The 17,527-nt window shown below is 68.3% G+C and carries 18 protein-coding genes; 6 read left to right on the top strand and 12 right to left on the bottom strand.

The genetic code is table 11. From position 1 onward, the window contains the following. From HYG95_RS24135 to HYG95_RS24095, 9 genes are all read right to left on the bottom strand, one after another. The coding region (locus HYG95_RS24135; protein ID WP_181701333.1) for an ESX secretion-associated protein EspG at positions 1-586 on the bottom strand (586 nt) is incomplete at its 3' end. Next, the gene (locus HYG95_RS24130) at positions 573-1,889 is read right to left on the bottom strand and encodes a hypothetical protein (RefSeq protein ID WP_181701331.1); all 1,317 of its coding nucleotides are present in this window, start codon (positions 1,887-1,889) and stop codon (positions 573-575) included. The genes HYG95_RS24130 and HYG95_RS24135, both read right to left, overlap by 14 nt. Next, positions 1,886-2,266, bottom strand: coding sequence for a hypothetical protein (locus tag HYG95_RS24125; RefSeq protein WP_181701329.1), 381 nt, complete (start codon positions 2,264-2,266; stop codon positions 1,886-1,888). Before HYG95_RS24125 ends, HYG95_RS24130 begins: the two co-directional genes overlap by 4 nt. A gap of 12 nt (positions 2,267-2,278) precedes the next feature. Further along, on the bottom strand, positions 2,279-2,920 hold the full coding sequence (locus tag HYG95_RS24120; protein ID WP_370465906.1) for a DUF3558 domain-containing protein: 642 nt from the start codon (positions 2,918-2,920) through the stop codon (positions 2,279-2,281). 17 nt (positions 2,921-2,937) lie between these two features. Next, positions 2,938-3,438: a hypothetical protein gene (locus tag HYG95_RS24115; protein WP_181701327.1), complete on the bottom strand. Its 501-nt coding sequence runs from the start codon at positions 3,436-3,438 to the stop codon at positions 2,938-2,940. Beyond that, positions 3,435-5,237 (bottom strand): alpha/beta hydrolase, encoded by a 1,803-nt coding sequence (locus tag HYG95_RS24110; RefSeq protein ID WP_181701325.1) that lies wholly within the window; start codon positions 5,235-5,237, stop codon positions 3,435-3,437. The genes HYG95_RS24115 and HYG95_RS24110 overlap by 4 nt, the downstream gene beginning before the upstream one ends. Next, complete coding sequence (locus HYG95_RS24105) at positions 5,237-5,530, bottom strand: hypothetical protein (protein ID WP_225281077.1); 294 nt, start codon at positions 5,528-5,530, stop codon at positions 5,237-5,239. The genes HYG95_RS24110 and HYG95_RS24105 overlap by 1 nt, the downstream gene beginning before the upstream one ends. Positions 5,531-5,615: 85 nt before the next feature. Continuing rightward, positions 5,616-6,059 (bottom strand): Fur family transcriptional regulator, encoded by a 444-nt coding sequence (locus HYG95_RS24100; protein WP_181701323.1) that lies wholly within the window; start codon positions 6,057-6,059, stop codon positions 5,616-5,618. Between the two features lie 5 nt (positions 6,060-6,064). Further along, positions 6,065-6,415: a helix-turn-helix transcriptional regulator gene (locus tag HYG95_RS24095; protein ID WP_067486782.1), complete on the bottom strand. Its 351-nt coding sequence runs from the start codon at positions 6,413-6,415 to the stop codon at positions 6,065-6,067. Between the two features lie 178 nt (positions 6,416-6,593). On the opposite strand from HYG95_RS24095, the gene HYG95_RS24090 reads away from it, so the two are divergent. Continuing rightward, positions 6,594-7,994, top strand: a complete 1,401-nt coding sequence (locus HYG95_RS24090; protein ID WP_210740697.1) for a glycine--tRNA ligase — start codon at positions 6,594-6,596, stop codon at positions 7,992-7,994. 127 nt (positions 7,995-8,121) lie between these two features. Continuing rightward, positions 8,122-9,378 carry an acyltransferase gene (locus HYG95_RS24085; protein WP_181701321.1) on the top strand — a complete coding sequence of 419 codons (1,257 nt, stop codon included), beginning with the start codon at positions 8,122-8,124 and terminating at the stop codon, positions 9,376-9,378. A gap of 144 nt (positions 9,379-9,522) precedes the next feature. On the opposite strand, the gene HYG95_RS24080 is transcribed toward HYG95_RS24085, so the two are convergent. Both HYG95_RS24080 and HYG95_RS24075 read right to left on the bottom strand, forming a co-directional pair. After that, positions 9,523-10,341, bottom strand: coding sequence for a MerR family transcriptional regulator (locus HYG95_RS24080; protein WP_181701319.1), 819 nt, complete (start codon positions 10,339-10,341; stop codon positions 9,523-9,525). 44 nt (positions 10,342-10,385) lie between these two features. Further along, complete coding sequence (locus tag HYG95_RS24075; protein WP_255495664.1) at positions 10,386-12,254, bottom strand: TPM domain-containing protein; 1,869 nt, start codon at positions 12,252-12,254, stop codon at positions 10,386-10,388. A gap of 263 nt (positions 12,255-12,517) precedes the next feature. Between HYG95_RS24075 and HYG95_RS24070 the strand changes: the two genes are divergently transcribed. The 4 genes from HYG95_RS24070 (at position 12,518) to dnaG (ending at position 17,207) form a co-directional block, all read left to right on the top strand. Beyond that, the gene (locus HYG95_RS24070) at positions 12,518-13,195 is read left to right on the top strand and encodes an MBL fold metallo-hydrolase (protein ID WP_181701315.1); all 678 of its coding nucleotides are present in this window, start codon (positions 12,518-12,520) and stop codon (positions 13,193-13,195) included. A 214-nt stretch (positions 13,196-13,409) separates the two neighbouring features. Further along, positions 13,410-13,988, top strand: a complete 579-nt coding sequence (locus tag HYG95_RS24065; RefSeq protein ID WP_181701335.1) for a YdcF family protein — start codon at positions 13,410-13,412, stop codon at positions 13,986-13,988. A gap of 1 nt (position 13,989) precedes the next feature. Further along, a complete protein-coding gene (locus tag HYG95_RS24060; RefSeq protein WP_181701313.1) occupies positions 13,990-15,243 on the top strand; it encodes a deoxyguanosinetriphosphate triphosphohydrolase in 1,254 nt (417 codons plus the stop codon). A gap of 23 nt (positions 15,244-15,266) precedes the next feature. Then, positions 15,267-17,207 (top strand): DNA primase, encoded by a 1,941-nt coding sequence (gene dnaG, locus HYG95_RS24055; RefSeq protein WP_067642292.1) that lies wholly within the window; start codon positions 15,267-15,269, stop codon positions 17,205-17,207. Here dnaG and HYG95_RS24050 read toward each other — a convergent pair. Further along, positions 17,204-17,455: a hypothetical protein gene (locus HYG95_RS24050; protein WP_067486858.1), complete on the bottom strand. Its 252-nt coding sequence runs from the start codon at positions 17,453-17,455 to the stop codon at positions 17,204-17,206. The genes dnaG and HYG95_RS24050 overlap by 4 nt on opposite strands. Positions 17,456-17,527: the final 72 nt, after the last annotated feature.

Genomic DNA, 17,527 nt, shown 5'->3' with positions numbered 1-17,527 from the left:
GGCGTGAGTCGAGGGCGGGGCCCGCGAGAGCGGAGATTTCGCCGACAGCGTGGCGAGGGCGGCTGAAGATCCGGTTGAGCTGTTCCAGGGAACTCAGGCGTCCCGCGCGGTATTCGAAGTGTTCCTCTTCCTCGGCGAGGCGTTCGCGACGCACCTCGACGGGCGGTTTGGTGCCGGGCTTGGTACGGGGGAGGGCCGCGACGGTCAGGGCAGCGACCTGGTCCGCGGTGCAACAGGTGAGAACGACATCGCTGCCGGTGTCCTCGGCGGTCCCCGGTGCCTGTGCGAGGGTGGCGCCGGCCCGGCCCCGAATAGCGCCGTGGAAGCGGATGACGTTCGAGACATCTTGGCCGACATAACCTTTGGACTCGACCCTGGCATCGGGTACGAGCAGCACGTCGATGGCCTGTTCGATCGCCGGATCGTATTTGGCGAGCAGCTTTTCCACGGCTGCTTCTCGGTGGCGTTTCAGTTCGTCGAAATCGGCGATATCGGTGCGGTACTGGAGTGGGTAGGGGAGGCGGTCGCGGCCGTAACCGGACCAGAGGATCTCGAATTCGATGCCGGTGAACTCAACTCGGTGCACTGTCGTGGTCTCCGCCGATCACTGGGGGCACGGTTTTGATTCCGTCGGTTCCGATCAGCAGGTCGCCGTTGTCCTGGGTGATCAGGTAATCGGGAATGCCTTTGGTCCGGTCCTCGTCCGAGCCGGCGCCCCTGGCACCGGGCGCGCCCATGGCGCCCATCCCGGGTGCTCCGCGACCGCCACCGGCCGCCGCGCCTGCCCGTGAACCGGCGGCGGCAGCTGCGGCAGGGGAGTGGTTGCCGGGGCTCGATTTGCCCGGCGCTGCGGGACCGCCGGCTGTCGAGCCACCGCCACGGCCCGCGCTGCTGCCTCCACCTCGGGCACCGTTGCTCCCGCCGCCGGGCCCGGTCGCTCCGGGAGCGGTCACGCCGGGCCCGGTCGCCGTGGGGGAACCGGCGGACGGGGCCGAAGCGGACGGCGTGCTGGATTGTGGTGTGGCCGTGGAACTCTGCGAGGTGGTCGAGCTCGGGTCGGTGGATTGCGGTGTGGTGGCCGCAGGGTCGGAATTCGGGTTCTCGGTGGTCGTCGGGTCGTCGCCCGCGCCGGTGTCTTCAGGGCTGCTGCCGGCCGAGTCTCCGGGAGCGTCACCGGTATTCGAACCACCACCGCCCGCGCCGGGACCACCGGGACCGCCGCCGTCGCCTGCGATGACCGGTGCGGTCGGCAGGAAGGGCACCCCGACATCGGCCTGTCCCGCCACCTGACTGTAGACGGTGCGCAGAATCCTGCGCGCCTCCTGCGTGGCTTCTTCGCGATTGTGATCGTCGACCTTCATCACCCCCTCGGTCGGCAGCGTCTTACCGGTGACATTCTCGCGCTCGGTGAGCCCCGGCATCAATGCCTGCGTCTGCTCGATGCCGGTGCGCATCTCGGTGAGCTTCCAGCTGATCGCGGTCGCCGCCTGCGACAGCGGGATCGAACGTTCCGAGTAGTTGTTCACCGCCGCGACCGCCGCCGACGCCGCCGCACCGGTCCATCCGCTGTGCCCGTTGGCGCCGGTGACGGTGCGGGAGAACTCCTGATTGAACTTCAGGAAGGTGCCCATCAGATTCATGCCGATATTCGCCCAGGCCGTCACGGCGTCGTCGACCAGCCGGGGTTTCATCGCGGCGACCGCGGCCTGCATCTGTTCGAGTGACATGCTGTCGTAATTGTCGGGGGTGGTGATGTGCGGCGGTTGCAGGTCGCCGTCGAAAATGGTGGCGTAGTTGCCGTCGGCATAGCTGGCGTAGATCTTCGACCGTTCGATGTTCCACTGTTCCTGCGCGGCGATCACTCTGCTCTTGTAATCCTCGTAGGTCACAGGTGTTCTCCCGTCGCGGAGATCTGGTCGCCGGCCGCCTGGTCCTGGGCGACGAAATTCGCGATCGCCTTGGCGACAACCTCTTTCGCGGTCTGGACGACTTCGATGTGCTTCTTGAGTACTTCGTCGAGTGGGCGGTCGCCGCCGGACGCGGTCAGCGAAAACTTGCGCTCCAAGGTCTGGCTGGAGTTGAACGAGCCGAAACCGGTGATGTTGCGTACCTGGTCGACCTGGGCATAGATCTCCTCGAGCCGGTCCAGGTGGTAGTCGCACGCCTGGTCGAGGCCTTTGCCGATGTCGGGGTCCAGCGACAGCTGACCGGACTCGGCCTGAACCAGCAGTTGATTCCATTCGTTGGGGTCGATGCTCAGCGGCATTGTGGCTCCCGGTCAGTTCGCCGGAATGTACTGAACCAAGGAGTCGGCCAGCCGCCCCACCTCCGGGCACGGAGACGGCGGCGCCGACGCGCTCACGCGGTTGAGCACCCGGAACATCACGGAGCCGTCGGGAACTTCCACGACGATGCTGCAACCGCTGTCATGCGTGGACCCGGTGGTCCGGAGCTGCAGAGCGTTGTGGGAGCCGACGGTCATCGGAACGAAGTCGGTGAAGTCGGTTCTCGCCCGCGAATCTGCGATCGGGTGCTCCGACGACATCACGGAGAACGTGTACTGCTTGGCGGAATCGCTCCAACTGCACACCTTCCACCCCGAAAAATCCACCCCCGCAACATCCTTCTTCTTACTCCCCACATTCAACCCGACCCCACCGACCGCCGAATCCGGCAGCGAACACGGATCCCACACCTTCGCCTCGGCATCCACCGAGGTAGGACTGGCCGCCACACTCACCTGGCTCGGCTGCGGAGTAGCCGCCCCCTGCTCACTCCCGCACCCGGCGACGGCAAACCCCACTGCCGCCACAACCCCCACCATGCCCGTACCCCGTCGAACTGCCATGTCTGTCATCCCTCCCGCAGAACCGGTACCGTGCACGACGTTCCCGCGATCGTAGCCACTGTTGTCTCCCACTGCGACACCCCGAAGTCTCACTCGGCCGCGCACGGTGAGGTGGACGCCATGGTGAAGCGCACCTCCTGCTTGTCGGGCCCCACCCGGCTGCGCGACGACGACACCGAGAACCCGCGCGCGTCCCGGTAATACCTGCTCACCGGGTCCGCATCGGGGTTCTGACTCGGCACGAGGGTGAACCCGCGAGCGGTCATCGCCTCGAGCTTGGCCATCGCCCGGTCGATGAACTCCTGCGACGGGTCGACCTGCTCCCGCTGATATCGGGGCCGCCAGGGTGGGCCGTCCATGCTGATCGAGTCCATCCTGCTGCGGCAGCCGGTGCTCGTGTCGACCGTCGCCGGGTCGACGGACAGCTCCTCCGGCCAGATCAGCTCGAAGTTGTCGGCCACAACCGGCTTGCTCTCGGCAACGGTCAGCCCCGACCGCCGCATGATGTCCTCATTGGTCGGACCGTGCTCCTCGACCAGTGAGCACGCCGTGAGCACCAGCGAAACAGCCAGCACGGCAATGATTCTCATCGGATCTCGATCCGGGCGCCGAGTTGCGGATTGTCGGTCACGCGCGGGTCGGCGTACGGGTTCTCGATATCGAGGACGGCCTGCGCGGTTGCGGCGCGACCGGCGTCGAACGCTTCCTTGCCGCCGTTGCCGTTGTCGCCGAGACCCACATCCACCCAGGGGGTTTCGATGCCGCGCTCCACGTAGGCGGTCGCGTCCGTTCCCGCGATGACGCCGACGATATTGCCGAAGGCGGTCGATCCGGGATCGTCCCAGTACTTGCCGTGGCCGTCGGTGCCGAACACGACCTCACCCGCACGCGACGAGTTGTCGCCGTAGTAGCCGGTGTCGAGCCGGATCACGCCGGGAACCTCGTCGGGGTCGCCGCCGAGGACGTCGGAGGCGTGCGGGTTGCCGGGCAGGCGCAGGCCGGGGACGCTGAGCCCGGCATCCGGGTAGGACTGGACGACGCCGATGAGGTCGCCGGGCGCGGTCATCGAAAAGCGCTGCACATCGGGATTCGGGTTGTTCCACCCACCTTCGAACACACCGGTTCCCGCCGACGAAGCGTGCAGGATCCGGTCGGCCCGCAGTCCGAGTTGCTCGGCGGAACCAACCACCGACCCGCCGTAGGAGTGCCCGACGTACGTCACAGGCGTGCCCGGCGCGTGGCTGCTCACCTCCCGATCCACTTCCCGACCGAACTCGACCAGTTTCGGCGCCATCTCCGCGGCGAACGACGGGCTCGGCGCACCATCGGACAGGCTGGTGAGACTCTGCGGAAAGTCGCCCTCCATGTAGAGGAAGATCGGTCCGCCGGTCCGGTCGGCCAGGTTCCAGGCGGCGACGTGGTTCGAACCGGACGCATTGAGATTGGTGCTGGTGCCCGGCACGTAGACACCGACACCGGGCACCCCCGATCGGATGCTGCCGAGCATCTCGATCATCCGCCCGTTGCCCTCCGTGCTGAACATGACGAACTTGCGGTCCACCATGCCCAGCGCCGCAGCCGAGACGGTGGCCTCCGGATCCGGGATCGGCGACAGCATGGCTTCCAGCTGTCCCACCCGGGCCGTATCCGGCACCGCTTTGGCTTTCTCCCTGGTGAGCGCGTTGCGGATGTTGATCTCGTTCGCCTCGACCCGCATCGCGAACGGCACCCCGTTGAGGTTGCCGAGTGTCTCCGGCGCGGCGATCACCAGCTGACGCTGGGCTTCCGGACTCAACCCGGCCAGGAAGGCGGCCCGCTCATCGGGCGACAGCGCCGCCAACCGTGTCACCACCGCGTCGGGGTCGTGCATCGAGCCATCGGCGAGCGCAATGCTGGGCTGACCATCGCGAATGGCGGCCAGATCACCCACCGCCTCGCGCAACCGACCACCGAACAGGGTGTCGAGCCGTTCGATCTCGTCCAGTCCGCTGCGCAGGTTCAGCTGGAAAACCCCTGCGGCGCCTTCCTTCTCGGGCTCCGGATGACTCACGGCACCGTCGGCCGAAACAGTGAACCCCTGCGACACCGCGAGGTTCTTCTGTTCCAGCACATACGTTTTCGCGTGCTTCAGCCCTTGACACACATCGGCGGTGTCGTCGGCGATGCGCAGCAGCACCGCACGCACTTCGTACCCGTGATCGACTTCCTCATCGATGCGCTGCGTGGCCGCGTCTTTCGTCCGGCCGTGCCAGCTTCCCGCCGCCGACAGTGCGCGCGAACAATCGTCCACCGAGGTGGACAGCAGGTCGGCGTTCGCGCGGACAGCTTCGGCGGCCCGGTGCACGGCGTCGAGATTCCAGGTGTCGAGCTGGGGGATCGTCGGCCGCATCAGCGCGGCTCCAGCTTCGTGATCTCGGCGGCGGTCGCGCCGTCGGCGGCCTGGATGTCGGCCGAGAACTTGTCGAGCAGATCGGCCAGCGCCGAATACCTGGTCGCGATCGAAGTCATCGCCTGGCGCGCCGGATCGGGTACGCCGCGCAGCACAGCGAGCACGTCACTTCCCTCGCCGGTCGCCTCGTTCATCACCGCCCAGCTCAGCGCCTCCACCGCCCCGGCCTCCGCACGCCAGGTGGTCGCCATCGCCGTCAGCTGCCCGGGTTCGACTCCCAAGAATCCACTCACGAAATCCCCTCCTCCGCTACCGCGCCTCGTCGTTGTGATGGTTGGACGGGGCACGCGGAGCAAGGGTTCCATCATGTGACGTGAGTCACACGGAGGCGGACTCGCTGTTCTCGGCGGCGGCGCGCACGCAGCCGCGGCAGGTGCCGAAGATCTCCAACGTGTGGCTCACCTGGGTGAAGCCGTGTTCGCCCGCGATCGCCTCGGCCCACGCCTCCACGGTCGGGCCCTCCACCTCGACGGTGCTGCCGCACTGCCTGCACACCAGGTGGTGATGGTGTCCGCTCGAGCACTGGCGGTACACGGACTCACCGGAGTCGGTGCGCAATACGTCGACCATGCCGGCGTCGGCCAGTGACTGCAGGGTGCGATACACGGTGGTCAGGCCGATGCCTTCGCCGCGTTTGCGTAGTTCGTCGTGCAACTCCTGCGCCGAGCGGAACTCGTCGATATCGCCGAGCAGCGCCGAGATGGCACTGCGCTGACGGGTGCTGCGAACGCCGACCTGCTTGCCGGAGTGATTGTCTGCCAACGGTTTCACCCTTCCTCGGCATGGGCGACGGCATCGACGACGATGTGCGCCAGATGATCGTCGACGAGTTCGTAGAGCACCTCGCGACCCGAGCGTTCCCCGTGCACGACGCCCGCCGATTTGAGAATGCGCAGATGCTGGCTGACCAGCGGCTGGGTGACCCCGAGCGCGTCGACCAGCTCGTGCACGCAGCGCGGTGACTCGCGCAATTGCAGCACGATCGCGATCCGCACCGGGGCGGCCAGGGCGCGCAGCAGCTCACCCGCGTCCTCGAGCACCGTGCGCGCGGGGACCGGCGCGGGCGGCAGGGACTGATACGGGCTGTGCTGGTGCGCAGGCGCGGCATCGGTGGTCATCAACCAACTCCTTAATGGAAACCGATACCATTTTGACATGCAAAAGTGCGCATGTCGAATGTGGCGCGGCGTGGCATGGGTCGGCTGCTGATATCTCCCTGGACCCGGCCCGATACGCTGGACCAAATGCGTTCGGAAAACCGTGCAGGCTGGTTACCGAACAACCGACTCGCAGTGGATGGAGAAATCTCGCGTGGCACCCAAGTCGAAGGTGGACACCGTTGCCAACCTCGCCAAGCGCCGGGGTCTGGTCTACCCGTGCGGTGAGATCTACGGAGGCACCAAGTCGGCGTGGGACTACGGTCCGCTGGGCGTGGAGCTGAAGGAGAACATCAAGCGGCAGTGGTGGCGGACCATGGTCACCAGCCGCGAAGACGTTGTCGGCCTGGACTCCTCGGTGATCCTGCCCCGCCAGGTCTGGGAAGCCTCGGGCCACGTCGCCACGTTCTCCGACCCGCTGGTCGAGTCGCTGCACACGCACAAGCGCTACCGCGCCGACCACCTCCTGGAAGCCTACGAGGAGAAGCACGGCCGCCCGCCTGCCAACGGCCTGGCCGACATCAACGACCCCGAGACCGGCCAGCCCGGCAAGTGGACCGAGCCGAAGAACTTCTCCGGTCTGCTCAAGACCTTCCTCGGCCCGGTCGATGACGAAGAGGGCCTGCACTACCTGCGCCCCGAGACCGCGCAGGGCATCTTCGTCAACTACAAGAACGTCGAGACCACCGCGCGCAAGAAGCCGCCGTTCGGCATCGCCCAGATCGGTAAGAGCTTCCGCAACGAGATCACCCCCGGCAACTTCATATTCCGCACCCGCGAGTTCGAGCAGATGGAGATGGAGTTCTTCGTCAAGCCCGGTGAAGACGCCGAGTGGCACAAGTACTGGATCGACACCCGCCTGGCCTGGTACACCGACCTCGGCATCGACCCGGACAACCTGCGCCTGTTCGAGCACCCGAAGGAAAAGCTGTCGCACTACTCGGCCGGTACCACCGACATCGAGTACCGCTTCCGCTTCCAGGGCAGCGAGTGGGGCGAGCTCGAGGGCATCGCCAACCGCACCGATTACGACCTCAAGACGCACTCGGAGCACTCGGGCACCGACCTGAGCTTCTTCGATCAGGCCTCCGGTGAGCGCTACATCCCGTACGTCATCGAGCCCGCGGCCGGTCTGACCCGTTCGCTGATGGCGTTCCTGGTCGACGCCTACGCCGAGGACGAGGCGCCCAACGCCAAGGGCGGTGTCGACGTACGCACGGTGCTGCGTCTGGATCGTCGCCTGGCGCCGGTCAAGGCCGCGGTGCTGCCACTCTCGCGCAACGCCGACCTCACCCCGAAGGCCAAGGACCTCGCCGCCCAGCTGCGCCGCAACTGGAACATCGACTTCGACGACGCGGGTGCCATCGGCCGCCGCTACCGCCGTCAGGACGAGATCGGTACCCCGTTCTGTATCACGGTCGACTTCGACACCCTCGACGACCAGGCCGTGACGGTGCGCGAGCGCGACTCGATGGCCCAGGAACGCATCGCTCTCGACCAGGTCGAGTCCTACCTCGCCGCGCGCCTCATCGGCGCCTGACCCGTCGAAAGCCCGCGCTCGTCGCGGGCTTTCGCATGTCTGGACACGTGATCATGGTCGAGCCGCGTTGATCACACTGTGTAGCTGACGGTTTGCGTCGGCCGGGTGGGTAGTTCACGATTTCGGTGTGCTGTGGGAACCGGAAGACGTGGTGCGGGTGCTCGACCCGTCGGAACAACGATTCGTTCGGCACGGCACGTTCACCGGGCGCTCGGTGACGGTGCACGGGGAACTCGACGCCGCCGCGCTCGGGGCGGCGTTCGCGGCATTGCAGCGGGCGTTCCCGATCCTGGTGTGCCGGATCGTCGAGGACTCCGACGGACACGGAATCCTGTTGCGGCCGGGCGATTTCGAGGCCGTCGGTGCGTGGGTGAGTTTCGGTGATCCCGACGAGGTGCGGGTGCCCGCCGAGACCATGGACCCCGCCGATCAGCTCGGGTACCTGGATGTCGTTCTCGCCGAGGAGGATCGGGCCAGGGTCACGTTGTTCGTGCACCACGGAGTCGCCGACGCCGGGCATTGCGTCGAGCTGTTCGCGCGGCTGTGGGGGTACTACACCGATCATGTGGAGACCGGGAAGATCACCGCGGGGGCGCGGGTGCTGCCGGTGTCGCTGGAGATGATGCTGGCGCAGCGGGGGATCGGGCGCGGTCCGAGGTCGGGGCTGGAAGCGGTGACGCGGCCGCTCGTCGTGGCCGAGACCGGTGGGTTCCAGCGCGCCGAGCCCGCCGCCCTCGCCAGACCCGCTCGCGTGCAGCTGGATCCGGCCGAGACCGCGCGCGTGCTCGAGCTGGCTCGCGCGCATGCGGTGAGCGTCAACGGGTTGGTCACCGCCGCCGTGCTGCGGGCATACCGCGGGTTGCACGGTGGAGAGCGGGTCGGCTGTGTCTACCCGGTTGATCTGCGCAGGCGTCTCGACCCGCCGGTGGCGGCGGAAGCGGGGACGAACGTGTCCGGGCTCGCGGCGTTCGCGACCGACGACACCGACGATGTCGTCGACCTGGCCCGCCGCATCGGCACCAGCCTGCACAACGACCTGGCCGACGGCGTCGTCGAACAGTCGGTGCTGCATTTCCCGGACTACTACGGCCCCGACCGGATCCACTCGACCGCAGGCCACATCGCCGTCACCAACACCGGAACGGTGCCGCTGTTCCGCGCACCGGCCGGCCTCATCCTCGACGACTACGAGATCGTCTACCTCTCCGCCCACCCCCGCCCGTCCACCGGTGCGGCCGCGGCGGTCACCTTCCTCGTCTACACCTACCTCGGCAGGCTGACGATCGGCCGCCTCGGCGGCGGTGCACGCGCAGCCGAATTGCTGACAGCCGTTGTCGCAGAACTCACCTGGGCCTGCTCACGCGAAACCGCAGCGTCCGCCTGAAGTCACCCGGCGCAACGGGGACGGCCGACCGCCCACGCGGCACCGGAGCCAAGGCGGCTGGTCGACTCGACCACGCGGCCGACCGGAAGTCGTGCCGCGCGCCCGCCGCATGGAGGGTCCACCCGCAGCGGCGGGCCGATTCGACTACCTCGCGGCCAGTGGTTCCTGCAACTCGGTGACCCATCCGTTCGGATCCGGTGTCCATTCGAGCGTCACCTCACGCACCGGGGCGGCCGTGCGGTACCCGTTGTCCTCCACCCAGCGACCCAGTTCCTGCCACGCGGCACCGATTCCGCCGACGTTGCCGTGGTAGACCGTCGTCGCCACCCGATCGACGGCAGGCAGGTCGACGATCGAAATATCCCGCACCGCATCGGGTTCGGCATTCACCGGCACACAGGCGTGCACCCGAACGGAGCCGTCGTCGGCGGGCTCGTAGTACGCGATGGCCGGACCGGCGATCGCGATGCCCGCCTGCGCGAGCCGATCGCTGAGCCCCTCGAACAACGGCTGGATCACCGGGCTGACGTGGGCGGGTTCGAAACCCGCCGCCACCCCGCTCGACCTGGCCACCCGCACCGCGGGCACGGACTTGATCACAACATCCTGCTCGGGCATGACGCCCTCCTTCTCGATGATGCGGAGTCTCGCCTCGACCTCGGTCAGCCGCGCGCGGTCGGCCGCCAACCGCTGTTCCAGTTCCGCCCGGCGCAACGTGAGCATGCCGCGGAGCTCCCGGGGTTGTGGCCCCGGCTCGAGCATCCGGCCCACCTGCTCGAGACTGAACCCGAGCCCCTTGAGCGCGACGATCCGGTTGAGCCTGGCCAGCTGCGCGGCCGAATAGAACCGGTAGCCGGTGGCCGGATCGACCCGGGCGGGTCGCAACAACCCGACCGCGTCGTAGTGGCGCAGCATGCGCACCGACACCTGACCGTGTCTGGCGAAATCTCCGATACTGAACATGACGCCCTCCGGTGTACGGCCTCACACAGTGTGAGAGTCAACGATCAGAATCTGCCGCCTCGGCTGACCCGGCGCGACCCCGAGGATCCGCCGAACGATCCGGGCCGGTACCCGCCCCCGCGTGAGCCGTACCCGCCCCCACGCGAGCCACTGATCGCCCCGCGCAGCAGACTGTCGAGCAGGATCCCGCCGAGCACCGCACCGGTCTGCCCACTTCCGGACATGGGTTGTCTTGTCTCCCAGGTCCGTACGCTCGCCTCCGCCTGTTGCAGGGCCCGCCCGCCCAATTCGGCGGCGGCCTGTGCGCTCCGCAACGCCAGTTCGGGATCGGTACCTGCCTGTTGCCGCGCCTGTCCGAGATGACGTTGTGCCTCCGCCAGCCGGGTGCGCGCCTCGGCGTCGACACCGCCGCGCCGCGTGGTGATGAACGACGAGGCGGCATCGATACGGCTGGTCGCGTCGAGCAGTGTGCGGTCGAGCCGGCGGCGCAGGTCCTCGACGGCGAGCTTGCGGTCCGAGGCGGCGGCGATGGCTCGGTCGAGGTCGGCGTCGGCAGTGACCACCTCGTGGAAGGCGCCGAGCGGATCGGCGTCGTCCACCGTGTTCAGGGTGGTGGTGGCGGTGGCCATCGCGCCGCTGAGCTGGGTGCCACCGAATTCGGTCAGGGTGGACGCGGCGGCGAGATCGGCGCGCAATTCGTCCAGGGCGGCGGGCAATCCGTCGCGTGCCTGCTGGATGTCGGCCGCGGCGTGCTCGACGGTGTCGAGCAGCGTGCGAGCCTGGCCGAGAGCGGCTTCGGCCGCGCGGATCGCCGCCACCGCACCACCCTGCTGCCCGGCCGGTTTCGTGAGTACATCGCGGGCGGCGTCGATATTGGTCTGGGCGAAGGTGATTCGCTCGCGGGCCATGCGCACGTTGTCGCGCACGGAGGTCAGCATCGTCGGGGGATAGGTCGCGTCGAGCCGGGCCAGTTCGGTGTCGGCGGCGGGCAGGCGCGCGGTGAGCTCGACGACGGTGCGGGTGAGAGCGTCGAGGCGGGCGGGCGCGTCGATGAGCAGATCGCGCATAGCGTCGAAGTCGGCCACCTGGGCGTCGAGTTCGCGGTCGGCCGTGCCGGTGGTCGACAGCAGGTCCAGCAGCAGAACGCGCTGCTGGTCGGGCGTTTCGGGAACGGCGTCGTCGAGTTGCTGACGGAGGGCGAACGCCTTCGCGGTCGCCGCGCGAGCCGCGTCGAGGGCGTTTCGGAACGGGGTCACCGCCGTCTCGCCGAATTCGCCGGTCGCCAGCGCCAATTCCTCCTCGCTCGTCCGCACCGCGTCGTCGATCTCGACCAGGCGTTCCTTCGACAACGCGTGCAGGGTCGGCAGCGAAAGACGCGACAGCGCAGCCGAATCGGTGGGGTCCATGCCGCGTGCTGTCGCGAGTTCCGCCCGGTCCTTGGTCTGGCGACGCCTGCGCATGACCAGAGCGAGCAGACCGGCCGCCACCACCACGGCCAGTGCTATCAACACCAGCACACCCCACGATGCGCCACCACCGCGCGCCGCCGCCCCGAGCCCCTCGGCGGTGTCGATCCCCGCCTGTGCCCATTTCTGTTCGCGCAGATCGGGTTCCACCGTGTCGGCCAGCAGCGACTCCACCTCGGCGTCGGTGATGCTCGCGGGTGGGGTGCCGTCGAACCAGTAGCCGCGATCGTCGACGGCCACCGCGAGCAGCAGATCGCGATCGCCGAAATCGGAGAGCTCGGCCGTGCGCGCGGCCCAATCGCGGGCGGACATGGACCCGAAGTCGTGGACGTAGACGAGCCAGAGTTTCACCTGGTGATCGCGGTAGAGGGTATCGATGGCGCCGAGCACCTGTTGTTCGTCTGCCGGGCCGAGCACGTCGGCGGAGTCGACCAGTTGCGGACCCATCCGTGTCGGTGGCTCCGCACCGGCCGCCGGGGCACACAGCAGAAGCAGCAACGCGCCGAGCAAATTCGCGACGAAGCGCTTCCCCGTGTCCGCGCCCCAGTGTTGCCCAGCCGCTGATCGATCGGACGTGCGGGCTCGCTCGACGCACCTCACCGATCGGATATGCGGACTCTTCCTCGGCAGCGGCATGAGTCGAATCTAACGGCCCGGGCCGAGTGAGACGGGTACGACAGGGCGGCGCGTGCCTCATTACCATCGGGGGCATGGTCACTGTCGATGCTCGCTACACCGGTCAGGTCGCCCCCGGCGGCGACGCCAACCAGCGCGAAGTACCCGGCGCCCGCATCGTGAAAATGGCCGTCGGCGCCATGAACAACAACACCTACCTGGTGCGATGCGCCGCCACCGGATCAACCCTGCTGATCGACGCCGCCAACGAGGCGAGCCGCATCCTCGAACTGGTGAACCAGGAGGCCGAGGGGCAGGTCGAACTCATCGTCACCACCCACCAGCACCCCGACCACTGGTGGGCGCTGGCGGATGTGGCAGGCGCCCTCGCCGTCCCGTCGGCCGCGCACCCCCTCGACGCCGAACCGCTGCCGGTCACCCCCGACCGCCTCCTCGCCGACGGCGAGACCATCGAACTGGGCGAACTCACCCTCACCGTCATCCACCTGCGCGGCCACACCCCTGGCTCGATCGCGCTGGCCCTGACCGACGGCGCGGGCCGCACTCACCTGTTCACCGGTGACTCCCTGTTCCCAGGCGGCGTGGGAAAAACGCACAACGCCGAGGATTTCGACTCCCTGCTCACCGATGTGACCACCAAACTGTTCGACCGCTACCCGGACGACACCGTCGTCTACCCCGGTCACGGCGACGACACCACCCTCGGCACGGAGCGACCCCAGCTGCCCGAGTGGCGGGCCCGCGGCTGGTAGTCCGAGGCCGGCCGGGCACGGCGCGTCGTTCACCGGACCGGAATTCAGTAGTGACCGCTGAGCCGACGGCCGGTCGGTGCCACCTGGCAGACTGAGCAAGGTGAAATCGGGTTCTTCGCGCACGACTGTGCCCGCTCCGGATGCCCGGCACCGGCGCGGCCTGCTCTCGACGGTCTCGATCTGGATCACCAGGCTGGTCGCCGGCGCGATCGTGATGGGCTTGGTGCTGGTCGGCGGGACGGCGTTCCGGGTGTGGCAGGTCGCGCGGATCGACGACCACACCCCGGCCGACGCGATCGTGGTGCTCGGCGCGGCCCAGTACTCGGGGACGCCGTCGTCGGTCTTCGAGGCCAGGCTGTACCAGGCGTGGCGGCTCTACGAGACGGGTGTGGCGCCCCTGGTGATCACCGTCGGTGGCAAGCAGGAGGGCGACCTCTACACCGAAGCCGCCTCGGGCAAGCAATATCTCGAGGACAAGGGTGTGCCGAGCGCCGACATCCTCGCCGTCGAAACGGGATCCGACACGCTGCGCAGCATCGAAGCCGTCGCCGCCGCCATGCACGAGAACGGCTTGTCATCGGCCGTACTCGTGAGCGACCCGTGGCATTCACTGCGAACCAGGACGATGGCGCGAGACGCCGGTCTGCACGCCTGGACCGCACCAACCCGCACCGGGCCGGCCGTCTACACGAGGGAGTCACAATTCCACGGCATCGCCCGCGAGACCGGTGCGCTGCTGTGGTACCAGCTCACTCATTTCTCGGCAGATTTCCCTTACGAGGCGGGACAGTGAGATGACCGATACCTACACCCCGCACGACCGCGAACGCATGGTCACCGAACCGGGCAAAATCGCCTGGCCGGGTGCGGCGGGCAAGGGCCACCGCAGCGAATTCTCCCGGGACAGGGCGCGCGTGCTGCACTCGGCCGCGCTGCGTCGCCTCGCCGACAAGACCCAGGTCATGGGCCCGCGCGAAGGCGACACCCCGCGCACCCGGCTCACCCATTCGCTCGAGGTCGCCCAGATCGGACGCAGCATCGCCGACGGCATCGGCGCCGACCCGGACCTCGCCGACCTGGCCGGTCTCGCCCACGACATCGGCCACCCGCCCTACGGCCACAACGGCGAACGCGCCCTCGACGAATTCGCCGACGCCTACGGCGGTTTCGAGGGCAACGCCCAGAACCTGCGCATCCTCACCCGCCTCGAGCCCAAGGTCCTCGACGCCGAGGGCGAGAGCGCCGGACTCAACCTCACCCGCGCCGCCCTCGACGCCACCCTCAAATATCCGTGGGGCAGAAGCGGTTCCGGCACCAAGTTCGGCGCCTACGTCGACGACCTGGAGCGCTTGGCGTGGGTGCGCAAGGACGCTCCCGAGCGCAAGCAGAGCCTGGAATGCCAGATCATGGACTGGTCCGACGACGTGGCGTACTCCGTGCACGATGTGGAGGACGGCGTGATCGTCGGCCGCATCGATCTGCGCGCCCTCGCCGACCCCGCCGAACAGGCGGCCCTGGCCGAACAGGGCCACGGCGAACACCCCGACCAGTCGATCGATGCCCTGGCCGCCGCCGCGCAACGGCTGTCCGAACTCGGCGTGGTCGCCGAGGCGGCGGGCTACGACGGCACCTTCGCCGCGTCGGTCGCCTTGAAACGGCTCACCAGTGAACTGGTCGGGCGCTTCGCCACCGCCGCCATCGTCGCCACCCAGGAGCACGCCGGGCCGGGCCCGCTGACGCGCTACGAGGCCGATCTGATCGTGCCGCCGGTGGTCGCGGCCGAGGTGGCCGTGCTCAAGACGGTCGCGCTGCGGTACGTGCGTTCCGATCGCGGGCACCTGGCCAGGCAGCAGACCCAGCGCGAACGTGTCCAGGCCGTCGCGGACCGCCTGCTCACCACCGCTCCGGCCCACCTCGACGACCAGATGCTGCCCTGGTGGAACGCCGCCACCGACGACACCGCCCGGGTGCGCGTGGTGATCGACCAGATCGCCTCCTACACCGAAAGCCGCTTCGAGCGGGTCGCGACCGCGCTGGACTGCCGCTGACCTGGACCCACTAGACTTGCCGCGTGGCCGGACGAATCCCAGATCGCGATATCGCGGCGATCCGTGAACGTGTCCGGATCGAAGACGTTGTCGGAGAGTACGTGGCGCTCAAACGCGCCGGTGCCGACTCGATCAAAGGCCTGTGCCCGTTCCACGACGAGAAGTCCCCGTCGTTCCATGTGCGGCCCAATCACGGCCTGTTCCACTGCTTCGGCTGTGGCGAGGGCGGTGACGTCTACAAGTTCCTACAGCAGATCGAGCACATCGGTTTCGTCGAGGCCGTCGAGCAGATGGCCGACCGCATCGGCTACCAGATCAACTACGAGGGCGGCGGCACCTCGGTGCAGCGCGACCGCGGCACCCGCTCCCGGCTGGTCGCCGCCAACGCCGCCGCGCAGGAGTTCTACGCCGCGCGCCTGTACGAACCCGAGGCCGAGGCCGCCCGCAAGTACCTGACCGACCGCAACTTCGATCAGGCCGTCTGGCAGCAGTTCGGCTGCGGTTACGCGCCCGCGGGCTGGGACACCCTCACCAAACACCTGCAGCGCCTGGGTTTCGAGTTCAAGGAACTGGAAGCGGCCGGGCTGTCCAAGCAGGGCAAACGCGGCCCGATCGACCGTTTCCACCGCAGGCTGTTGTGGCCTATCCGCAACCTCGGTGGTGAGGTGATCGGGTTCGGCGCCCGCAAGATCTTCGACGACGACACCATGCCCGGCAAGTACGTGAATACGCCGGAAACGTTGCTGTACAAGAAGTCTCAGGTGTTGTTCGGCCTCGATCACGCCAAGCGCGAGATCGCCAAGGGACATCAGGCCGTCGTCGTCGAGGGATACACCGACGTGATGGCGATGCACCTGGCCGGGGTGAAGACCGCCGTCGCCTCCTGCGGAACGGCCTTCGGCGAAGAACACCTGCAGGTGCTGCGCAGGCTGCTCATGGACGACAACTTCTGGCGCGGCGAGATCATCTACACCTTCGACGGCGACGCGGCGGGCCAGGCGGCCGCGCTGAAGGCCTTCAGCGGCGACCAGCGGCTCGCCGGACAGACCTATATCGCGGTGGCGCCCGACGGGCAGGATCCGTGCGAGCTGCGTCAGCGCTCGGGCGACTCCGCCGTTCGCGACCTCGTCGCCCGCCGAACCCCGCTCTACGAGTTCGTGATTCGCGGCGTGCTCGCCGAATACAACCTCGACACGGTCGAAGGACAGGTCGAGGCGCGTCGGCGCGCGGTTCCGGTGGTCGCCCAGATCAAGGACAACGCGACCCGCAAGGGTTATGCGACGAAGCTGGCCGGCTGGCTCGGCGTGGACGACATCCAGTCCCTGGTGCGCCAGGTCGGTGACGAAGCTCGCAAACACTTCCGCGGCGGCGCGGCGCCCGCCGACGACAAGGGTGGCCGCCGCGGCGCCGTCGCACCACGGCCCGTCGCGCCCGCCCGCGGCAACGGCGACTCGGCCCGCCCCGACCCCCGCGAGCCGACGTTGCTCGCCCAGCGCCAAAGCCTGTGCGCGGCTCTGCAATACCCGGGGATCGCGGGCCCGGCCTTCGACGACGTCGAGGCCGACGCGTTCATCCACCCCGCCTACGTGATGGTCCGGTTGATGATCGCGAAAGCCGGCGGCACCGCATCGGGTCTCACCGGCGCCGAGTGGGTCGCCGCAGTGGCCGATCAGAGCGAGGACCTGCTCATCCGGGCCCTCGTCTCGGAGCTGGCCAACGAACAGCTGCCCGTCCGCACCCAGGAGGACGTGCCGCGGCTCATCTCCGGGGTGCTCGCCCGCGTGCAGGAGATCTGGGTGGGCCGCCAGATCGCCGAGCTGAAGTCGCGCCTGCAGCGCATGTCGGCGTCCGATCAGCCCGACGGTTACATGGAGCTGTTCGGCGACCTGGTGGCCCTCGAGGCGTACCGCAAGGACCTGGGTCAGCGAGCGATGGGCAACGACCCCAACGTCACCGGCGTCTAGCGCCCCCGGCGCAGCTGGTTGTGCGGCACCATCACCGTGGTCCGCTCGTCGAGCGGCTCCATCGGCTCCAGCTTCGGCTGAGTGCTCAGCTTGTCCGACAGCTTCTGTCTGCCCACCGACACCAGCTTCTTCGTCACGGGGCTACCCGTCACCGCCCGTGTCGCCGCACTGATCTGCTCATAGCGCGCCCGCCCGGCCTTCGTGCCGAGCACATACCCGGCCGCTACGCCGATGATCAACCGCAGCATCTCCTGGAGCTCCTCCCACGTCTGTGTGCGCGCCCCATCCTGCCCGACACACCCCACCCCTGTCGATCCGCC

It is taken from the genome of Nocardia sp. GTS18 (assembly GCF_013839555.1).
Taxonomy (GTDB): Bacteria; Actinomycetota; Actinomycetes; order Mycobacteriales; family Mycobacteriaceae; genus Nocardia; species Nocardia rosealba.
Note: the sequence above shows the minus strand (reverse complement) of the source record. Positions and strands in the feature narration are given on the sequence as shown.

Bases quoted from the DNA above. Each gene is read 5' to 3' on its own strand.
- HYG95_RS24125 (WP_181701329.1), bottom strand. From the start codon at position 2,266: ATGCCGCTGAGCATCGACCCCAACGAATGGAATCAACTGCTGGTTCAG.
- HYG95_RS24115 (WP_181701327.1), bottom strand. From the start codon at position 3,438: ATGAGAATCATTGCCGTGCTGGCTGTTTCGCTGGTGCTCACGGCGTGC.
- HYG95_RS24110 (WP_181701325.1), bottom strand. From the start codon at position 5,237: ATGCGGCCGACGATCCCCCAGCTCGACACCTGGAATCTCGACGCCGTG.
- HYG95_RS24095 (WP_067486782.1), bottom strand. From the start codon at position 6,415: ATGACCACCGATGCCGCGCCTGCGCACCAGCACAGCCCGTATCAGTCC.
- HYG95_RS24090 (WP_210740697.1), top strand. From the start codon at position 6,594: ATGGAGAAATCTCGCGTGGCACCCAAGTCGAAGGTGGACACCGTTGCC.
- HYG95_RS24080 (WP_181701319.1), bottom strand. From the start codon at position 10,341: ATGTTCAGTATCGGAGATTTCGCCAGACACGGTCAGGTGTCGGTGCGC.
- HYG95_RS24075 (WP_255495664.1), bottom strand. From the start codon at position 12,254: ATGGGTCCGCAACTGGTCGACTCCGCCGACGTGCTCGGCCCGGCAGAC.
- HYG95_RS24070 (WP_181701315.1), top strand. From the start codon at position 12,518: ATGGTCACTGTCGATGCTCGCTACACCGGTCAGGTCGCCCCCGGCGGC.
- HYG95_RS24065 (WP_181701335.1), top strand. From the start codon at position 13,410: ATGGGCTTGGTGCTGGTCGGCGGGACGGCGTTCCGGGTGTGGCAGGTC.
- HYG95_RS24060 (WP_181701313.1), top strand. From the start codon at position 13,990: ATGACCGATACCTACACCCCGCACGACCGCGAACGCATGGTCACCGAA.
- HYG95_RS24050 (WP_067486858.1), bottom strand. From the start codon at position 17,455: ATGCTGCGGTTGATCATCGGCGTAGCGGCCGGGTATGTGCTCGGCACG.